Annotated in this window: 14 protein-coding genes; 7 read left to right on the top strand and 7 right to left on the bottom strand. The window is 28.5% G+C overall.

What is annotated here, in order from left to right; genetic code table 11:
* Positions 1-860 precede the first annotated feature (860 nt).
* A complete protein-coding gene (locus SJY27_RS10975; RefSeq protein WP_397444884.1) occupies positions 861-1,793 on the bottom strand; it encodes a diacylglycerol/lipid kinase family protein in 933 nt (310 codons plus the stop codon).
* Positions 1,794-1,906: 113 nt separating this feature from the next.
* On the opposite strand from SJY27_RS10975, the gene rnr reads away from it, so the two are divergent.
* The 4 genes from rnr (at position 1,907) to tatA (ending at position 5,913) form a co-directional block, all read left to right on the top strand.
* Positions 1,907-4,129, top strand: a complete 2,223-nt coding sequence (gene rnr, locus SJY27_RS10970) for a ribonuclease R (protein ID WP_397444883.1) — start codon at positions 1,907-1,909, stop codon at positions 4,127-4,129.
* 64 nt (positions 4,130-4,193) lie between these two features.
* Positions 4,194-4,523 (top strand): heavy metal-binding domain-containing protein, encoded by a 330-nt coding sequence (locus SJY27_RS10965; RefSeq protein ID WP_397444882.1) that lies wholly within the window; start codon positions 4,194-4,196, stop codon positions 4,521-4,523.
* 464 nt (positions 4,524-4,987) lie between these two features.
* Positions 4,988-5,677, top strand: coding sequence for a head GIN domain-containing protein (locus SJY27_RS10960; protein ID WP_397444881.1), 690 nt, complete (start codon positions 4,988-4,990; stop codon positions 5,675-5,677).
* A gap of 44 nt (positions 5,678-5,721) precedes the next feature.
* Positions 5,722-5,913 carry a twin-arginine translocase TatA/TatE family subunit gene (gene tatA, locus SJY27_RS10955; protein WP_397444880.1) on the top strand — a complete coding sequence of 64 codons (192 nt, stop codon included), beginning with the start codon at positions 5,722-5,724 and terminating at the stop codon, positions 5,911-5,913.
* A 205-nt stretch (positions 5,914-6,118) separates the two neighbouring features.
* Here tatA and SJY27_RS10950 read toward each other — a convergent pair whose 3' ends face one another.
* From SJY27_RS10950 to SJY27_RS10925, 6 genes are all read right to left on the bottom strand, one after another.
* The gene (locus SJY27_RS10950; RefSeq protein WP_397444879.1) at positions 6,119-6,997 is read right to left on the bottom strand and encodes a LytTR family transcriptional regulator DNA-binding domain-containing protein; all 879 of its coding nucleotides are present in this window, start codon (positions 6,995-6,997) and stop codon (positions 6,119-6,121) included.
* Positions 6,998-7,015: 18 nt separating this feature from the next.
* Complete coding sequence (locus tag SJY27_RS10945; protein WP_397444878.1) at positions 7,016-7,885, bottom strand: LytTR family transcriptional regulator DNA-binding domain-containing protein; 870 nt, start codon at positions 7,883-7,885, stop codon at positions 7,016-7,018.
* Positions 7,886-8,006: 121 nt separating this feature from the next.
* Entirely contained in the window at positions 8,007-8,933 is a 927-nt protein-coding gene (locus SJY27_RS10940) for an SPFH domain-containing protein (protein ID WP_397444877.1), read from the bottom strand.
* 153 nt (positions 8,934-9,086) lie between these two features.
* Positions 9,087-9,620 carry a hypothetical protein gene (locus SJY27_RS10935; RefSeq protein WP_397444876.1) on the bottom strand — a complete coding sequence of 178 codons (534 nt, stop codon included), beginning with the start codon at positions 9,618-9,620 and terminating at the stop codon, positions 9,087-9,089.
* Between the two features lie 3 nt (positions 9,621-9,623).
* Complete coding sequence (gene gltX, locus SJY27_RS10930; protein ID WP_397444875.1) at positions 9,624-11,144, bottom strand: glutamate--tRNA ligase; 1,521 nt, start codon at positions 11,142-11,144, stop codon at positions 9,624-9,626.
* A gap of 225 nt (positions 11,145-11,369) precedes the next feature.
* Positions 11,370-12,212 carry a hypothetical protein gene (locus SJY27_RS10925; protein ID WP_397444874.1) on the bottom strand — a complete coding sequence of 281 codons (843 nt, stop codon included), beginning with the start codon at positions 12,210-12,212 and terminating at the stop codon, positions 11,370-11,372.
* A gap of 115 nt (positions 12,213-12,327) precedes the next feature.
* Here SJY27_RS10925 and SJY27_RS10920 point away from each other — a divergent pair, with 115 nt between their 5' ends.
* The 3 genes from SJY27_RS10920 to mnmG are packed head-to-tail and all read left to right on the top strand — an operon-like array spanning position 12,328 to position 18,044.
* Positions 12,328-15,714 (top strand): DUF4175 family protein, encoded by a 3,387-nt coding sequence (locus tag SJY27_RS10920; RefSeq protein WP_397444873.1) that lies wholly within the window; start codon positions 12,328-12,330, stop codon positions 15,712-15,714.
* Between the two features lie 2 nt (positions 15,715-15,716).
* On the top strand, positions 15,717-16,130 hold the full coding sequence (ybeY, locus tag SJY27_RS10915) for an rRNA maturation RNase YbeY (protein ID WP_397444872.1): 414 nt from the start codon (positions 15,717-15,719) through the stop codon (positions 16,128-16,130).
* 36 nt (positions 16,131-16,166) lie between these two features.
* The gene (gene mnmG / locus SJY27_RS10910; RefSeq protein ID WP_397444871.1) at positions 16,167-18,044 is read left to right on the top strand and encodes a tRNA uridine-5-carboxymethylaminomethyl(34) synthesis enzyme MnmG; all 1,878 of its coding nucleotides are present in this window, start codon (positions 16,167-16,169) and stop codon (positions 18,042-18,044) included.
* The last annotated feature ends 38 nt before the right edge of the window (positions 18,045-18,082 follow it).

Below are 18,082 nucleotides of genomic sequence, written 5' to 3'. Positions count from 1 at the left end.
TTTATCAATTTTTAATAACTGCTTATTTTTAAAGCAATTAACAACTTTACCTAAATGTTAAGAAGTTCTCATTAAAAACTCGAAACTTTTTTTGGTGATTCTAATTATTATTACAATACAGTAGCGTTGTTGATATATGCAAATTTAATTATGACTTTTTGATAAAAGTTTATCAACATAAAATTTACAATTTGTTTACATAAATAGGGTTGTAAATTATTAATATTAATTAGTGAATAGCTGTTTATAACTTTTGTTAATAACTATAAAATCTAATTGATTTTTAATACTTTAAATTACTCATAAGTTGTCAATGTTTTTTAATAAGTGATAAAATCAAACAAACGAATCATTTTTTACTGTAGCTATTCACATACTATTATAAACATCATTGTTTTTTAAAATTTTATAAAAGAAAAATAATTATAATATAGAATGTTGATAACTGTTAATTTAAACTTTTAAATGATTTTTAGAAAAATACAATTAAAAGAGAAAAAAAGAGTTGTTATACCGTTTTAATTTTTTTCTCAGCGGTTAAAGAATTGATACTGTCTTTTTCAATTATAACAGTTTCTCTAGGAGTTTCCGTTTTATTCAAAGAAGTATTTACAGTTCTAATAGTCAAATAAATACCTAAAAGAAATATAAATGCGAATAAAGCGATAATTTTACGTAGATTTTTCATCCTAAAAAGTTGATTCTCTTACTATAAAGACGTATTATTTTAGCAAACGTTACAAAAATTTTAAGATTTTTTTAAGATAATGAAATCTTAATTTTTAAAATCAAGTAATAAACCCTTAAAAATTATTTGGTAGAATTCATCCCTTTTAAAAATGAGAATTTTGAGAATTCGTTTATTTTACCACAAATCGAATGGCTTTTGTAATAATTTTAGCTGTGATTTTTCCAGTTCCAATCAACTCACCATCAGCTTGTATAAAAGATGTTAAATTTTTAGGAACTATGCTTATTTCTTTGGTTTTGTAAGTGGCTACTTTTTTATGATGTACTATTTTACCAGAATACAATTTTGGTAAATTAAATAGCACTTCTAAAAAACTAAAATTTTTTACAATACTGATATCAAAATAACCATCAGAGGGATTTACATTTTTAGTAAACTGCATACCACCACCAGAAAACTTACAAAGCCCAATTACAGTCATTAAACATTTTTCTCTCAAAAGAATATCATTACAATAAATCGTAAAGATTGATTTTTTGTAAAAGAACAAACCATAAATTCCGGCTAATAAATAAGAAATTGCACCAAATTTTTTTAAGGTATTTAATTTATGTACAATATAACCATCATATCCTAAACCAGCCACATTGTTAAAGTAGGTTAGGGGCGTATTTTTAGTTTGTAACACACCAATATCTTGTAAAACTGTTTTATTTTGTAGTATAATTTCAATAGATTTTTTAATGTTTAAAGGAATGTTATAAGTTTTAATCCAGTCGTTTCCTGTACCTAGAGGAATTACCCCAATAGTTATATCCGAAGATTTTACATATCTTTGCATCATAATTCCGTTGACTACATGATGTAGTGTACCATCTCCACCTACAGTTATAAAGTTTCTAAAACCGTTTTGAATGGCATTTTCTACCAGTTCAATTTCATGTTTAGAGAATTGTGTAAAAGCATAAGAATACTTGATGTATTTTGCGTTTAAAAATTGTTCAATCAACTTCCAATTTTTAGAAAAATTTCCTTTTCCAGATGTAGGATTTGCAATAATAAACCAAGAATTTTCATCACTTGTAGTAACGAATTGAGACATAAATAAATAATAAAGGTGTACCAATGTACAAAATCGATTGATAACAGTTAATTAATCATAACAAAACTTAAATAATCGTATTTTGGTAATCCAAATAATAGAAGAACAAATTAATGACAAGAAAGAAGAAAAAAATATATAAAAAGAAAGGTAGAGTTATTAAAGACTTGACAAGAAATATATTTAAAATTTTAAATGAAAACAGCGATAAATTTTACAACTATAAACAAATTGCTGGTAAATTAGGCATTGTTGATACCGATGGTAAAACCCAAGTTTTAAAGAAGTTAGCAGAGTTAACTGCTACCAAAAAAATTAAAGAAGTAGAAAGAGGAAAATACCAAATTAATGAAGATAGAAAATACTCTTTAGGTACTTTAGATATTACTTCTAATGGAAATGGGTATTTTATATCTGATGATTATGAACATGATATTTTTGTACCAAATATCAATTTAGGTAAAGGTTTACAGGGCGATATTGTTAGAGCATATGTGTATAAAAAAAGAAGATCTAACAAATTAGAAGCAGATGTAGTTGAGGTTTTAGAACGTGCAAAAACCGAATTTGTAGGGGTGTTACAAATGAGCAAAAATTTTGGTTTTGTATTACCAGATAGTAATAAAATGTATGCCGATATTTTTATATCACAAAACAAACTCAATGGTGCTGAACATGGTGATAAAGTACAAGCAACTATTACAGATTGGCCAGAGAAATCTAAAAATCCATTTGGAAAAATAGCTAAGGTTTTAGGAAAACCAGGAGATCATAATACAGAAATGCATTCTATTTTATTAGAATATGATTTACCTTATGAGTTTCCAACAGAAGTAGAGGAGGAGGCACAAGCATTGCCTATAGAAATTACAAAAGATGAAATTTCCAAACGTAGAGATATGAGAGGCGATTTAACGTTTACTATAGATCCAAAAGATGCAAAAGATTTTGATGATGCTTTATCATTTAAAAAATTGGAAAATGGCAATTATGAAATAGGGATTCATATTGCTGATGTTTCTCATTATTTACAACAAGATACTATCTTAGATAAAGAGGCTTATGATAGAGCTACATCAGTATATTTAGTGGATAGAGTAGTGCCCATGTTGCCAGAAATGTTGAGTAATGGTGTATGTTCTTTACGACCTAATGAAGAAAAATTAACCTTTTCTGCGGTTTTTGAAATCAATGAAAAAGCTCAAATTGTCAATCAATGGTTTGGTAGAACAGTTACGTATTCAGATCAACGTTTTGCGTATGAAGAAGCCCAAAGTATAATAGAAAATTGTAAACTTTCTGATGATATTCAATCTTATACAATGCCATTGGAAACCTCTATTATTGATGCTGAATATGAAGTAGCTCCAGAAATTGTAGAAGCAACCCTAAAATTAGATAAACTGGCAAAAATTTTGAGAAAAAAGCGCATGAAACAAGGTGCCATTTCTTTTGATAGGGTAGAAGTAAAGTTCAATTTAAATGAGGAAGCAGATCCAGTTGGTGTATATTTTAAAGAAGCAAAAGACGCTAATAAGTTAATTGAAGAATTTATGCTATTAGCCAATAGAAAAGTAGCTGAATTTATTGGAAAAGCAAAAGGAGGGAAGCCATCTAACAAAACCTTTATTTATAGAGTGCATGATGAACCCGATGTTGAAAAATTAGCATCTTTACAAAATATCATTAGTAAATTTGGATATAAAATTGATACAAATACTAGAGAATCTACTTCAGATTCCTTAAATAAATTGTTAAGTGATGTGCATGGTAAGGCAGAATCGAATATGATTGAAACCTTAACTATTAGAACAATGTCTAAAGCTGTCTATACCACTCAAAATATTGGTCATTATGGTTTGGCTTTTGATTATTACAGCCACTTTACATCGCCTATAAGGCGTTATCCAGATGTAATGACTCATAGATTACTGCAACATTATTTAGATAGTGGAAACAGTGCAAAACAAGATGTTTATGAAGAAAAGTGTAAACATTCTTCTAAACGTGAAGAATTAGCCAGTAAAGCAGAACGAGATTCCATAAAATACATGCAAGTAAAATACATGCAAGATCACAAAGATGAAATTTTTGATGGTGTAATTACTGGGGTTACAGAATGGGGTGTTTATGTAGAAATTACTAAAAACAAATGTGAAGGAATGGTTAGAATTAGAGATATAAAAAGCGATTATTATATTTTTGATGAAGACCAATATGCAGTAGTTGGGCAATCTACCAAACACATGTATCAATTGGGTGATGATGTAAAAGTACAAGTAAAAAAGACCGATTTAGAACGCAAACATTTAGATTTTAATTTAGTCGAAGACTAATCCTGAATTTATTTCAGAATCTTTTATTTCGCTTAAAGTAACATCATATTATAAAAAATTAACAATGATATTAACAACAACAAACAACATCGAAAACTTTAAAATAGTAGATTATTTAGGTATTGTAACTGGTACAGCTTACGATTCTAGTTATACTACAAATGGTACAAAGATGTCTTTTAAAGATATGTTTAGCATGTCTAAATATTATGAAAAATACTCTTTAGCCTTAGAGAGTATTAAAGAAAAAGCTTTTCAAAATTTGAAAGAAAATGCTACAAAATTAAACGCAAACGCAGTTGTAGGAATCAAAGTAGATGTAGAACCTTTAGCTAATTCTGCAACTTTATTGGTTTCTATTACAGGAACTGCTGTTAAAGTTTCAGAAGTTTAAAATAAAGTATAATTACTTAGTATATAATTAATGTTGATGAGATGATAGTTTGTTGGAATAGTATGTTAAAATCGACTTCCTACTTTACATAATAATACTGGTTTATATTTCTGAACGATTTTTTAAAGACAATTTCTTAAAAAAAAAATAAAATTAAAATACAACAAGAAGATATAAAATACAACGATATTTAACCCTTCTAAAACCAATTAATGTGCTTTAAAAATTTTAAAATCACAAGAAAAATTGCTTCTAGAAATCTTTACAGGTTATCTAAAAATTTCTTTCTTTGCCAATATTAAAAATGAAGTTGTATAATATATTTTAAACAATATTAATAGGTACAAATATTACTATGTAACGTAATGTTTGTGTAAAAAAATAACAAGCAAATAACAAAATTTAAATCTGTTCGTTTTATATTGGTATAAAATTTGATTTAAATATTACATAAAATTATAATTATGAAAAAAATAGTTTACATATTTCTATTATTCAGTAGTTTATCTATAATATCTCAAAGTAAAATTACAAAAAATTTAGGGGATTTTTCTATTTTAAAAGTATACAATGGTATTGAGTTAGAGTTGATAAATTCTACAGAACCAAAACTAGAAATTACAGGAAAAAAATCTGAAATTGTAAAAATTAAAAATGTAAACAATACCTTAAAAATTTCGTTACCTTTTTCTCTAAAACCAGAAAATAATTTGGCCAATGGAGAAGTTTTGGTAAAATTATATTACACCAATAATATTGATGTTATTGATGGAAATGAAGGAGCAACTATTACAGGTAAAGAAATACAACAAGACAAATTAGAGGTAAAATCTCAAGAGAGAGCCTTTATTAACATGGTAGTGAATGTAAAGCATTTAGAAGTAAAGGCAATTTCTGGTGGAATTATAAAATTATCTGGTAAAGCAAAAAACCAAACTGTAGATGTAGATTTATACGGAATTTATAATGGTTTTGATTTAAAAGCAAAAGCCAACTCATCTGTTAATGCTGGTACTGGTGCAAAAGCAGAAATTTTGGCTGGCGAAACGTTAAATGCAAAAGTAAGTTTTGGAGGATCAATTTTTTACAAAGGTAACCCTGAAGTGTTAAAAGACAAGAAAGTAGTAGGAGGTATCATTCAAAAAAGAGATTAATACAAACCTTTTTTATATCTTTGTAATACTAAATATTAGAACAAATGAATACTTTAAATATATTTTTATTAGGAATGCCAAGTGGAGGATCGTGGTTAATTATTGCCATTGCTATTTTATTACTATTTGGAGGTAAAAAAATTCCTGAGTTAATGAAAGGTTTAGGTGGTGGAATAAAAGAGTTTAAAAAGGCCTCTAAAGACGAAAATGAAGATAAGTTAGAAGAGAAGAAATAATATATTATTTTTATTAAATGTAAAGCTCTGTTTGCAACGCAAACAGAGCTTTTTGTTTTAAATTAAAAAAATCCCCCAATATTTTAATTTAATATATTCCAAATATATAGATTACTTAAATACTAAAAGAAGATATGTTCATAAAACCTGAAAAATGTTGCAAATGGGAAGCTTTTTGGCATTTTTGGGATAAATGGGAAGCTTTTTAGTCTAAAAAACTCATCAAAGATTGCTTACTAAAACTCCTTGATACCGGAATTTGAAACTCTATTATATCAGATTCTAACAAATAACCTCTTGCATTTCCACTAATATCGTTAACATAATTAGTATTTATAATATAAGATTTATGGCAACGAATTACTTTTGTAAAACCTTCTAATTCTTTTTCTATTTTGGTTAGCGTAACTCTTAGAATTCTTTCCTGTAGGGTATCATCTTCTTTTTTTATAAAAAAACTAGCATAGTTTCCTTGCGAAGTAATGTATACTAAATCTTTAATATGAAAACAGATATTCTCTTTTTTATTATCAGAATAAATAGTGATATCAGACGTAAAAACTTTCTCTTTTTCTAGTCTCTTTTTCTCTTTATAATTCTTTATTTCTTTAACTCTCTTTTTCCTTTTTCTACTTAAATTTTTTTCATTAATATAAATGGAAAAAAAAACAGGAATAGCACCAACTAAAAATGTATAGTACATAAAAGTAGGTAGGCTTATTCTTTCTAATTCTTTCTTGTCTTTATAAATACCTGTGGCATACCATAAAACAAAGCCAATAAAAACAAATGCTATAAAAATAAGTAGTAGATTTTTACCTATTGTCCATTTATCTTCATTAAAATAATCAGGCAGTAATAATGGAGGTATAAAAAGTACCAAGAAAGAAGCTAATGAACCAAAAATACCAATAGCAGCTGTATATTCTAATAAATAATTACCAAAACTAGTTAATGAAAATGGTTTAAAAACGTATAAAAAAATGAATACAAAAGTACCTAGAGTTAGGCTTGTTTTTACTTTAAATAATAGAGATGGGTTGAAATAATAGGGCGTATTCAGCCAGTTGATTATTCTTTTCATAGCTTAAAAATAATGAATTTACTTAATAAAATTTACAATTTGGCTTTTTTTAAAACGTCTAGAAATAGGTATATTTATAGAAACAAGTTTAGATTTTAAATAATATCCTCTGGCATTACCAGAAATAGAATCCATAAATGTAGTGTGAATAATATAAGATTTATGACAACGTTTTATAGTAGTATAATCTTTAAGTTGTACTTCTAATGCAGTAAGAGTATTTCTAATAATACATTCTTTTAACCCAGTTTTAGCGGTTAAAAATATACTTGCATAATTACTTTGAGATGAAATATACACCAATTTACTTAGGTTAAAAGTAATACTGTCTTTAGTATTTTGTGCATAAAGAGTAACGTTTTTATTTTGTTCAATGGTTTCATAAACCACTTTAGTTTTCATGATTTCATCGGATATATTTTCTCTTTTATTCCGATAAAATTTTTCACTTAAATAGGTAAATATTGCAATTGGAATTATGGCAATAGAAAACGTGTAAAAGATGAATGATTGTAGTGATAAAAGGGCAATAGTACTACTATTTTGTACCAAAGAATTGTAAAACCAATTGGTAATGGTAATAGTTGATATAAATGTAAGAAAGAAAATTATATTTTTACCAACAGTCCAATAATCGCTATTAAAAAAATCTCTGAATAAATAAGGTAAAATTATAAAGAATATACACTGAATACTAAAGGTTATAACACCAAAACCAGCCGTATATAAAAGTAAGTTATTCTGTAATTTTTCTAGTTCAAAAGGTTGAAAAACATACAAAAATAAGAAGATAAATCCGCCTGTTCCAAAACTAATTAACAGATTTAGTTTGTTGGAACTTATAAAAAAATAAGGAGAATTTATCCAGTTTTTGAATTCTAAAAGCAATTTTTTAACTCAGATTAAAAGGATTAAAACACAATGGCAATATTAAAAAAAATCTTCTTTTATGCGCTATTTATAGGGCATAAAAGAAGATAAAGTTTTTAAAAAATAGCAAAACGAAAAATTATTCTAATTTCTTTTTATTTTTTGTGTTTTTCATGGCCTCACCAATTTGGTTACTAGCTGTAAAACTCGCAACCATATCATTTAACATTTGGCTACCAGCTTGTGGAGAGTTTGGTAGTAAAATTAAGTTACTATTGGTTTCTTGTCCTATAGATTGTAAGGTATCGTAATGCTGGGTAACTACAATTAGTGCAGAAGCCTCTTGGCTATTAATACCTACTTTATTCAATACTTCTACAGATTCTTCTAAACCACGTGCAATTTCTCTTCTTTGATCTGCAATTCCTTGGCCTTGTAAACGTTTACTTTCTGCTTCAGCTTTTGCACGTTCTACAATTAAAATACGCTGGGCATCACCTTCAAATTGTGCAGCCGTTTTTTCTCTATCTGCAGCATTAATTCTGTTCATAGCTGCCTTAACTTGTGCATCTGGATCTATGTCTGTTACTAACGTTTTAATGATGTCATATCCATATTCTGTCATATATTCTTGTAGTTCTCTTTTTACAGCAATAGCAATGTCATCTTTTTTAACAAAAACATCATCTAATTTCATTTTAGGAACTTCTGCTCTAACCACATCAAAAACAAAAGAAGTAATTTGATCATGTGGATAATCTAATTTATAAAACGCATCATATACTTTTTCTCTAATTACTTTGTATTGTACAGATACTTTAAGTTTTACAAATACATCATCTAATGTTTTTGTTTCTATAATTACATCTAATTGTTGAATTTTTAAGGTTACTTTACCAGCAATCCTATCCACTAAAGGAATTTTCATTTGTAACCCAGAATGACGAATGCTTTGAAATCTACCAAAGCGTTCTACAATGGCTGCAGTTTGTTGCTTTACCATAAAGAATGCAGCAAAAAGAACTACTGCACCTAGTACTATAAAAATAATAAAAGTAGGATTCATAAATATGTTTTAAATTAAATATTAATAATTGAGTTATTGTAAAGATACTGAATTTAAGTACGCATATGAATAAGACGCTTTTTTTACAAAATGTTACGTTAAAGCATAAAAAACCCGAGTTATTTACACTCGGGTTTTACATTTATTTTTTATCTATTTTTTTGGATTAGGAAAAATTTTATATAGTTTTTTATTATACTTAATCCATTTTTTGTATTGTTTATCAGACAATAAAGATCGTATTTTTTTATCTAAAGCAATATCTTCTGTTTTCAGGGTTTCAGAGATAGGTTTTAAATTGTCAACCATTATTTTATCAATTTTAGTTTTATCAGAGTAATCGCCTGTTTTTTGTACTGTTACCTGAAAATTTTCTACCATTTCTTTGGTACTTTTTAAGGTAAAACTATTAATTCTTCTAATATCTCTAATTTTACTATTGTATTTTTTTAAGGTTGATGAGAATTGCTTACCAACATCAGATGAAGTTTTTACACCAGATTTCTTCATTGCTTTTTCAATATCATAAACCACTATTCCCAAATATTTTTCTACCTGATAATTCGGTTTTGGTGCCTCTCTAGGCGTTTGTGGCATTTGTCTTTGGCGTTGATTTCGCATACCACCAAATTGACTGTGAGCCAAAAAATTTGTCAAAACAAAAAGTAAAAAGATATATTTTTTCATAATTTAAAGGTTTTTGATTGCGTTTTGTATTCTTTGCATGGTTTCTTTTTTACCAATCATTGCAATAATATCAAATAAATGAGGGCCAGCCAATTTACCCACTAAACTTAAACGTAAAGGTTGCATAACTTTACCAAAACCAATTTCCTTGCCAGTAATCCATTCTTTGATAATTTTTTCTGTATTTGTTGATGAAAAATCTTCAATACTTTCAATAACATCAATCAATTCTCGCATTAAATCTGGTGTAGTTTCTTTCCAATTTTTCTTTGAAGCTTTTGCATCATAAGCTGTTGGTGTTGCAAAAAAGAAAGAAGATAACTCCCAAAAATCGGCTACAAAAACGGCTCTTTCTTTAATAGATGAAACTACTTTTAAAACAAAATCTTTTTCTTTTGTAATCCCTTTTTCTTTTAAAATCGGTAAGTACAAATCTGTCAATTCTTCATCAGATTTTTGTTGCATATATTGCTGCTGAAACCATTTTGCTTTGTCAGGGCTAAATTTTGCTCCAGATTTTGATACTCTTTTTAAATCGAATTCTTGTATCAAATCTTCTAAAGAAAATAGTTCTTGCTCAGTACCAGGATTCCATCCTAAGAAAGCCAACATGTTTATAAACGCGTCTGCAAAATAACCATCTTCTTTATATCCACGTGAAACATCGTTGGTTTTTTCATTGGTATATTCTAAAGGAAACACAGGAAATCCTAATTTATCTCCATCTCTTTTGCTTAATTTTCCTTTTCCTACAGGTTTTAAAATTAAGGGTAAATGTGCAAATTTTGGGGTTTCCCATTCAAAAGCTTTGTACAATAGCGTGTGAAGTGGGAGGGAAGGCAACCATTCTTCACCACGAATTACATGACTAATTTGCATTAAATGATCATCAACAATATTTGCCAAGTGGTAAGTTGGCATACCATCACTTTTAAACAAAATTTTATCATCTAATGTATTGGTATCAATTTTTATGGTGCCCCGAATTTCATCTTCTAAAATTAAAGTTTCGTCTTGTGGACTTTTAAAACGGATCACGAATTTATCTCCAGAATTTATTCTGTTTTGAACATCGTCATCAGATAAAACTAAAGAATTTACCAAACGTTCTTTTTCACGATTATGCCAATTGTAAATAAAAGTTTTACCTTCAGATTCGTGTTTTTTTCGTTCGGCATCTAAAGCATCAGCAGTATCAAAAGCATAATAAGCCCAACCTTTTTGAAGTAAAATATCAGCATATTTTTTATATAACTCTTTACGTTCAGATTGTCTGTATGGACCAAAATTGCCCTTTAAATTAGGACCTTCATCAAAAGGAATAGCACACCAATTTAGCGCATCAGTAATGTATTGTTCTGCGTTTGCTACATAACGTGTTTGATCAGTATCTTCTATTCTTAAAATAAAAGTACCCTTGTTTTTTTTGGCAAATAAATAATTATATAAAGCTGTTCTTACACCACCAATATGTAAAGGTCCTGTAGGACTTGGTGCAAAACGAACACGAACATTAGATTCCATTTTTCTGTTTATTTTTTTTGATTCCTAATTTTTGTAGGAAATTTATTTTTAATAGACCCTAAATATTAAATTAAGGTGTTTTTTTTGTTGTGCAAAGATAGTTTATAGAATTGAAAAGACCTCACAGGTTTTTAAAACCTACAAAGTCTACTAAACATAGTTTTATTGCTAAAAAATTATAATTTTATAATATGATAAAATCTATGGAATTTGTTATTGAAACATTTAAAACTTATGATATATTCCAAAAGTCAAAGCTGCTTGTTTGGCTACATTGTTTCCAAAAAAAGCACCACCAAAACTTGCTGTAATTCCAAAATTATTTTTGATTTCTCCAATTCCTTTTAAACCAAAAGAACCATATTCTTGGTTGTTTACATATAAACTATTTAGTGTATTGGCTATGGGTAAAATTACATTTCCGTTTTCTAGAGATTTTGAGATATCTAAGAAGCCAATTAACCAAATGTATTTTCCTAGTTTTTTACCAAGTTCACCACCAATTTTAAAGTTTGAGCTGTAATTATTTGTTCTGAAATCTGCACCTAAAAATGCTTGAATGTATGTTTTTCCAAAACCTCTACCCACTAAAAATAATGGTGTAAAAGACCAAGCATCATATCCAGTTCGTATCCCAGATATATTATCATATGAGCCAGTGTTTCCTTCTATAGTTAGTTGGCCAGAAAGCAACCAATTTTTATTATAAAAATTATGTTTTAATCCTAATGAAATATTTCCAAGAGCTGATGAACTAAAGTCTCTTGAACAATTTCCAATACAATCTATTCTTGGGTCTTCAAAATCATCAATAGAAATGGATTTAAAAGGGATATTTACCAATAAACTGGTGGTATTTGATAAACCATATTCTCCAAAAAATTGAATGGTATTGTCAGAGATTGTGCCAAATAGCGTTCTATCAGGTTCAGCAAAAAGTGCATTGTATTCAGGGATCGTGGTATAAGAAAGTTGCGTATAAGCCTTTCCTTTTTTTGGAGTCCAAGGACTTTGAGAACTTACACTTATGGTAGCGAATAAAAATAGAACTTTGGTGATATTTTTCATTTTTAAAATGTCTATAAAACATTAGTTGTTTTTGATGTAGATTACTTACAAAAAATCGTTTTAACAATTTTTTAGTTGTAGTTATTGGCAAAAGCCTTATTTTTATTAGTTGATTATGAGCGGATTCAAAAACATACAGCAAAAACTACATCAATTTACGCGTAAATATTACACGAATGAGTTGATTAAAGGTACCCTATTATTTTTTTCTTTAGGTTTTTTGTACTTTTTTTTTACCCTATTTATTGAATTTTTTTTATGGTTAAAACCCACAGCAAGAACCATACTTTTTTGGGTATTTATACTTGTTGAGGTTTTTTTATTGATAAAGTTTATCTTGATTCCTATTTCTAAGATGTTAGGTTTTCGTAAAGGGATTTCGTTAGAAGCATCATCAAAAATTATTGGGCGTCATTTTCCAGAGGTAGAGGATAAATTATTAAATGTTTTACAACTCAATGATAATTTAGAGCAATCTGATTTAATTATAGCAAGTATCCATCAAAAATCATCAGAATTGCAACCTATTCCTTTTGTAAAAGCAATTGATTTTAAGCAAAATAAGCAGTATCTAAAATATGCTTTGGTTCCTGTATTAATTTATGTAATTAGTTTATTTACAATTAGTAGTGATTCTTTATCTGAAAGCTTAGAACGTGTAGTGAATCATAGAACTGCATACAATCCGCCAGCACCATTCTTATTTTTAATAGAAAATAAAAGTTTAACAGTAATACAAGGTGAAGCCATTACTATTAGTGTAAAAACTGTAGGTAATGTATTGCCTAATACAGCCAAGATTATTTTTAATAATCAACAGTATTTTTTACAAAATAATGGAAATGGTACGTTTTCTTACAGTATTGCAGATGTGCAAGAACCGATTCTATTTTACATTCAAGCAAATGAAGTTCAATCACAAGAGTATCAAATTGATGTTTTGGGTACACCAACTATTAATAATATGTTGTTGGATTTGAAATATCCTAAATATTTGAATAAGAAAAATGAAACTGTTCAAAATTCTGGAAATATATTGGTTCCTGAAGGGACAAACATTATTTGGAATGTAGAAACATCTCAAACTGATGAATTGAATTTTATCAACAATCAAAAAAGAGTCAATTTTTCTAAAATAAGTGATGATCGTTACAGATATTCAAAAGTTATAGCAAATGCTCTAAATTACAAGATTGCATCATCTAATGAATTTTTGCAGGATTATGAAAATTTACAATTTTCGGTAGCTGTCGTAAAAGACGAATTTCCTATGATTTCTGTAAGTTCTAATATTGATAGTATTGTTCGTGGAACAGCACAATTCGCGGGTCAAATTTCTGATGATTATGGCTTAAGCAAGTTACAGTTGGTGTATTATAATGAAGATAAACCTGAACAGAAACAACGCTTTAATCTTCAAATTACAAATCAGAATATACAAACTTTTTTTTATGAGTTTCCTAATGGCTTAGATTTAAAGAAAGGTGTAAATTATGAAATCTACTTTCAAGTAATTGATAATGATGCTGTTAATGGAAATAAATCTACGAAAAGTAAAGTTTTTAATTATCGACAAAAAACTGATAAAGAAGTAGAAGAGGAGTTATTACAAGAGCAAAGAAATACCATTAATGATTTAGAAAATTCGGTACAAAAGCAAAAGCAACAACAAGATGAGTTAGAAAATATTCAACAAGATTTACAAAATAAAAAGTCTATTAATTGGAATGATAAAAAGAAGGTAGAAAGTTTTATAAAACGCCAAGAGCAATATAAAAAAATGATGCAGAGGCAAACCGATAAATTAAAAGATAATTTAGAGGATAAAAACGAAGACGATCCATTACTTCAAGAAAAAAAGGAAGATTTAAAAGAACGAATTAATGAACTTAAAAAGTTAGAAAAACAACAGAAACTGCTGGATCAGATTAAAAAAATGGCAGATAAACTAAATAAAGAAGATTTAGTAGAAAAAGCCAAGGAGTTGGCTCAGCAAAATAAACAGCAACAACGTAGTTTAGAGAAAACGTTAGAAATGGTAAAACGTTTTTATGTTGAACAAAAAACAATGCAAATTGCAAACAAAATTGAAGAATTATCAAAAAAACAAGCAGATTTAGAAAAAAGTGAAGAGAACAATTTAGAATCTCAAAAGGAAATAAAAATAGAGTTCGAAGCTATTAAAAATGATCTTGAAGAATTAAATAAGGATAATGAGAAGTTAAAAGAACCCATGGATCTTCCAGATGTTGAAGATGACAAAGAATCCATAGATAAGCAGTTAAATGACTCTGAACAAAACTTAGTCAAACAAAATAAGCAGGAGGCTAAAAAAAGTCAAAAACAGTCTTCTAAAAAGATGAAAGAGATGAGCGCCAAAATGCAAAAACAAATGATGGAAATGCAAGGTGAATCTATGGAAGAAAATATGGAAGATTTGCGTAAAATTTTAGAAAATTTAGTCATTTTTTCCTTTCAACAAGAACAATTAATTAACAAGTTTAAGGAAACGTCAACAACACATCCAGATTTTGGTAAAGATTTAAAAAAACAAAATCAAATTAAAAGTTACTTTGAGCATATAGATGATAGCCTATACGTTTTAGCAATGCGATTGCCAAAAATATCAACAGTAATTCAAGATGATTTATCAACCGCACATTACAATTTAGAACAATCTTTGTATAACTTTTCTGAAAACAGATTTAATAATGGGTTGTCTAATCAACGTTATGTAATGACAGCTAGCAATAATTTAGCAGATTATTTAAGCAATATGTTAAATAGTATGCAAGAAAATATGTCTATGAAAATGGGTAAAGGTAAAAAAGGGAAAGGTCAAGGTTTTAGTTTACCTGATTTGATTAAAAAGCAAAAGGGATTGACTAAAAAGATGAAAGATGGCATGCAAAAGGGCGATAAATCTGGACAAGGTAAAGAGGGCGATAAACCAAGTGATAATGGAAAACCTGGAGATAAAGGAGATAAAGGAGACCAAGGTAAAGGAGGTAAAGATGGTAAGTCTGGCAAAAATGAAAAAGGTAATGGTGAAGGAGAAGCCACTAATGATGATTTAGATGGTGAGTTATATGAAATTTTTAAACAACAATCGCAACTAAGACAACAATTACAAAATGCAATAAAAGAAGGCGAAAATGGAAATTCTTCAGGTTTTAACAATGCAAAAAAAGCGTTAAAAACAATGGAAGAACTAGAGAATGAAATATTGAATAAAGGTTTTAATTCGGGTACATTACAAAAGATGCAAAGTTTAAATTACGAATTATTAAAACTAGAAAAGGCATCCTTAGAACAAGGTAAGGATAAGAAACGTAAGTCAAATGTTAATCAAATAGAAAACCAAAGAAATAAGGTTAAAGCACTCCAATTTAAGAAGCAGTTTTATAATCAATTAGAAATATTAAATAGACAATCATTACCTTTGCAGCAAAATTTTAAAACTAAAGTTAGAACGTATTTTTCTGACATAAACAAAGTATAAAAATGATTGTATTTAATTATGAATACGACTTTCAATTAATAAATGAACATATTTTAGAAAATTGGATTCATAAAGTTGTATCGAATAATGGTTTTGAAATTGGAGAAATCAATTATATATTTTGTGATGATGCTTACTTGTACAAGTTAAATATGGAGTTTCTTCAACATGATACGCTTACAGATATTATTAGTTTTGATAATACCATGGGTAAATTACTTTCTGGTGATATATTCATTTCTGTAGAAAGAGTAAAGGATAATTCTAACCATTTTAAGGTAGATTTTGAAGAGGAATTACATAGGGTTATGATTCATGGAATACTACATTATATGGGTTTAAAAGATAAATCTGAATCTGAAAAATTACAAATGCGACAAGCTGAAAATGATGCTTTAATGCTATTAAATAATTAATATAAATAACATAGTTTCACGTGGAACGTTTATAATATGAGTCTAATTTCAACAAATTTTGATGTAATTGTAGTAGGTGGTGGACATGCAGGAAGTGAAGCAGCTGCAGCTGCAGCTAATATGGGTGCACACACTTTATTAATTACAATGAATTTGCAAAATATTGCGCAAATGAGTTGTAATCCAGCAATGGGTGGAATTGCTAAAGGACAAATAGTAAGAGAAATTGATGCGCTTGGGGGTTACAGTGGAATTGTAACGGATAAGACAGCAATTCAATTTAAAATGTTGAACAAATCTAAAGGGCCAGCAATGTGGAGTCCAAGAGCACAGTCTGACAGAATGCAATTTGCAGAGTGTTGGAGAACGATGCTAGAACAAACGCAAAACTTAGATTTTTATCAAGATTCTGTAAATGGTTTGTTGTTTGATGGGGATGCTATTATTGGTGTAAAAACAGCTCTTGGTTTAGAAATTAAATCTAAAACTGTTATTGTAACTGCTGGTACTTTTTTAAATGGTTTGATTCATATAGGTGATAAAAGTTTTGGTGGAGGTAGAGCAGGGGAAGGAGCTTCTAGAGGTATAACAGAAGATTTAGTGGCTAAAGGATTTGAAGCAGGAAGAATGAAAACAGGAACACCTCCAAGAGTGGATGGACGTTCTTTAGATTATTCAAAGATGATAGAACAACCAGGTGATGAATGCACAGAAAAATTTTCATATTTGCCAATTACGAATAACTTAAAAAAACAACGTTCTTGTTGGTTAACGTATACAAATCCTGAAGTGCATAATTTATTGCGCGAAGGTTTTGATCGTTCACCAATGTTTAATGGTAGAATTCAATCTACAGGGCCAAGATATTGTCCGTCTGTGGAGGATAAAGTAGATCGTTTTGCAACCAAAGAAAGACATCAGATTTTTGTAGAACCAGAAGGTTGGACTACTTGTGAAATGTATGTAAATGGTTTTTCAACTTCCTTACCAGAAGATATTCAAGATAAAGCGATAAGAGCAGTTGCTGGTTTTGAAAACGTAAAGTTTTTTAGATATGGTTATGCAATAGAATACGATTACTTTCCATCAACACAATTAACACATTCTTTAGAAACCAAGTTAATTAAAAATTTGTTTTTTGCAGGTCAAATTAATGGAACTACAGGGTATGAAGAAGCAGCTTCTCAAGGTTTAATGGCAGGTGTTAATGCAGCCTTAAAAGTACAAGGAAAAGAACCTTTTATCTTAAAAAGAAATGAGGCTTATATTGGTGTTTTAATTGATGATTTGATTACAAAGGGAACAGAAGAGCCTTATAGAATGTTTACATCTAGAGCAGAATATAGAACTTTGTTAAGGCAAGATAATGCAGATTTAAGATTAACACCAAAGGCATACAAATTAGGTCTGGCTTCTCAAGAACGTTTGGATCGTGTTTTAGAAAAACAACGTAAAACAGATTTGTTAATTCAATTCTTAGAGAAAACTAGTGTAAGGCAAGAGGAAATAAATCCTATTTTAGAAGCAAAAAACCTGGCCTTAGTCAATCAATCTATGAAGCTTTTTAAAATTGCTTCAAGACCGCAATTGAGTTTTTCAGATTTTAATTCTGTAAAAAAGCTAAGCACTTTTATCGAAGAAAATAATATAGATAAAGAAGTTATTGAACAGGCTGAAATTCATCTAAAATATTCTGGTTATATTTCAAAAGAAAAGAACAATGCAGATAAGTTAAATCGATTAGAAAATGTAATGATTCCTTCTAGTTTTAATTATCAAAAAGTAAAATCTTTATCTTATGAAGCTAAAGAAAAATTATCTAAAATTCAGCCTACATCAATTTCTCAAGCAAGTAGAATTAGTGGTGTTTCGCCAAGTGATATTTCTGTATTACTAGTTTATATGGGTAGATAAATTCTATTTTACGCATCCTATCTTTAGTAAATTCTAAT

It is taken from the genome of Polaribacter sp. R77954, assembly GCF_044595335.1.
In the GTDB taxonomy this organism is placed as follows: Bacteria; Bacteroidota; Bacteroidia; order Flavobacteriales; family Flavobacteriaceae; genus Polaribacter.
This window is presented reverse-complemented; position numbering and strand designations above follow the sequence as displayed.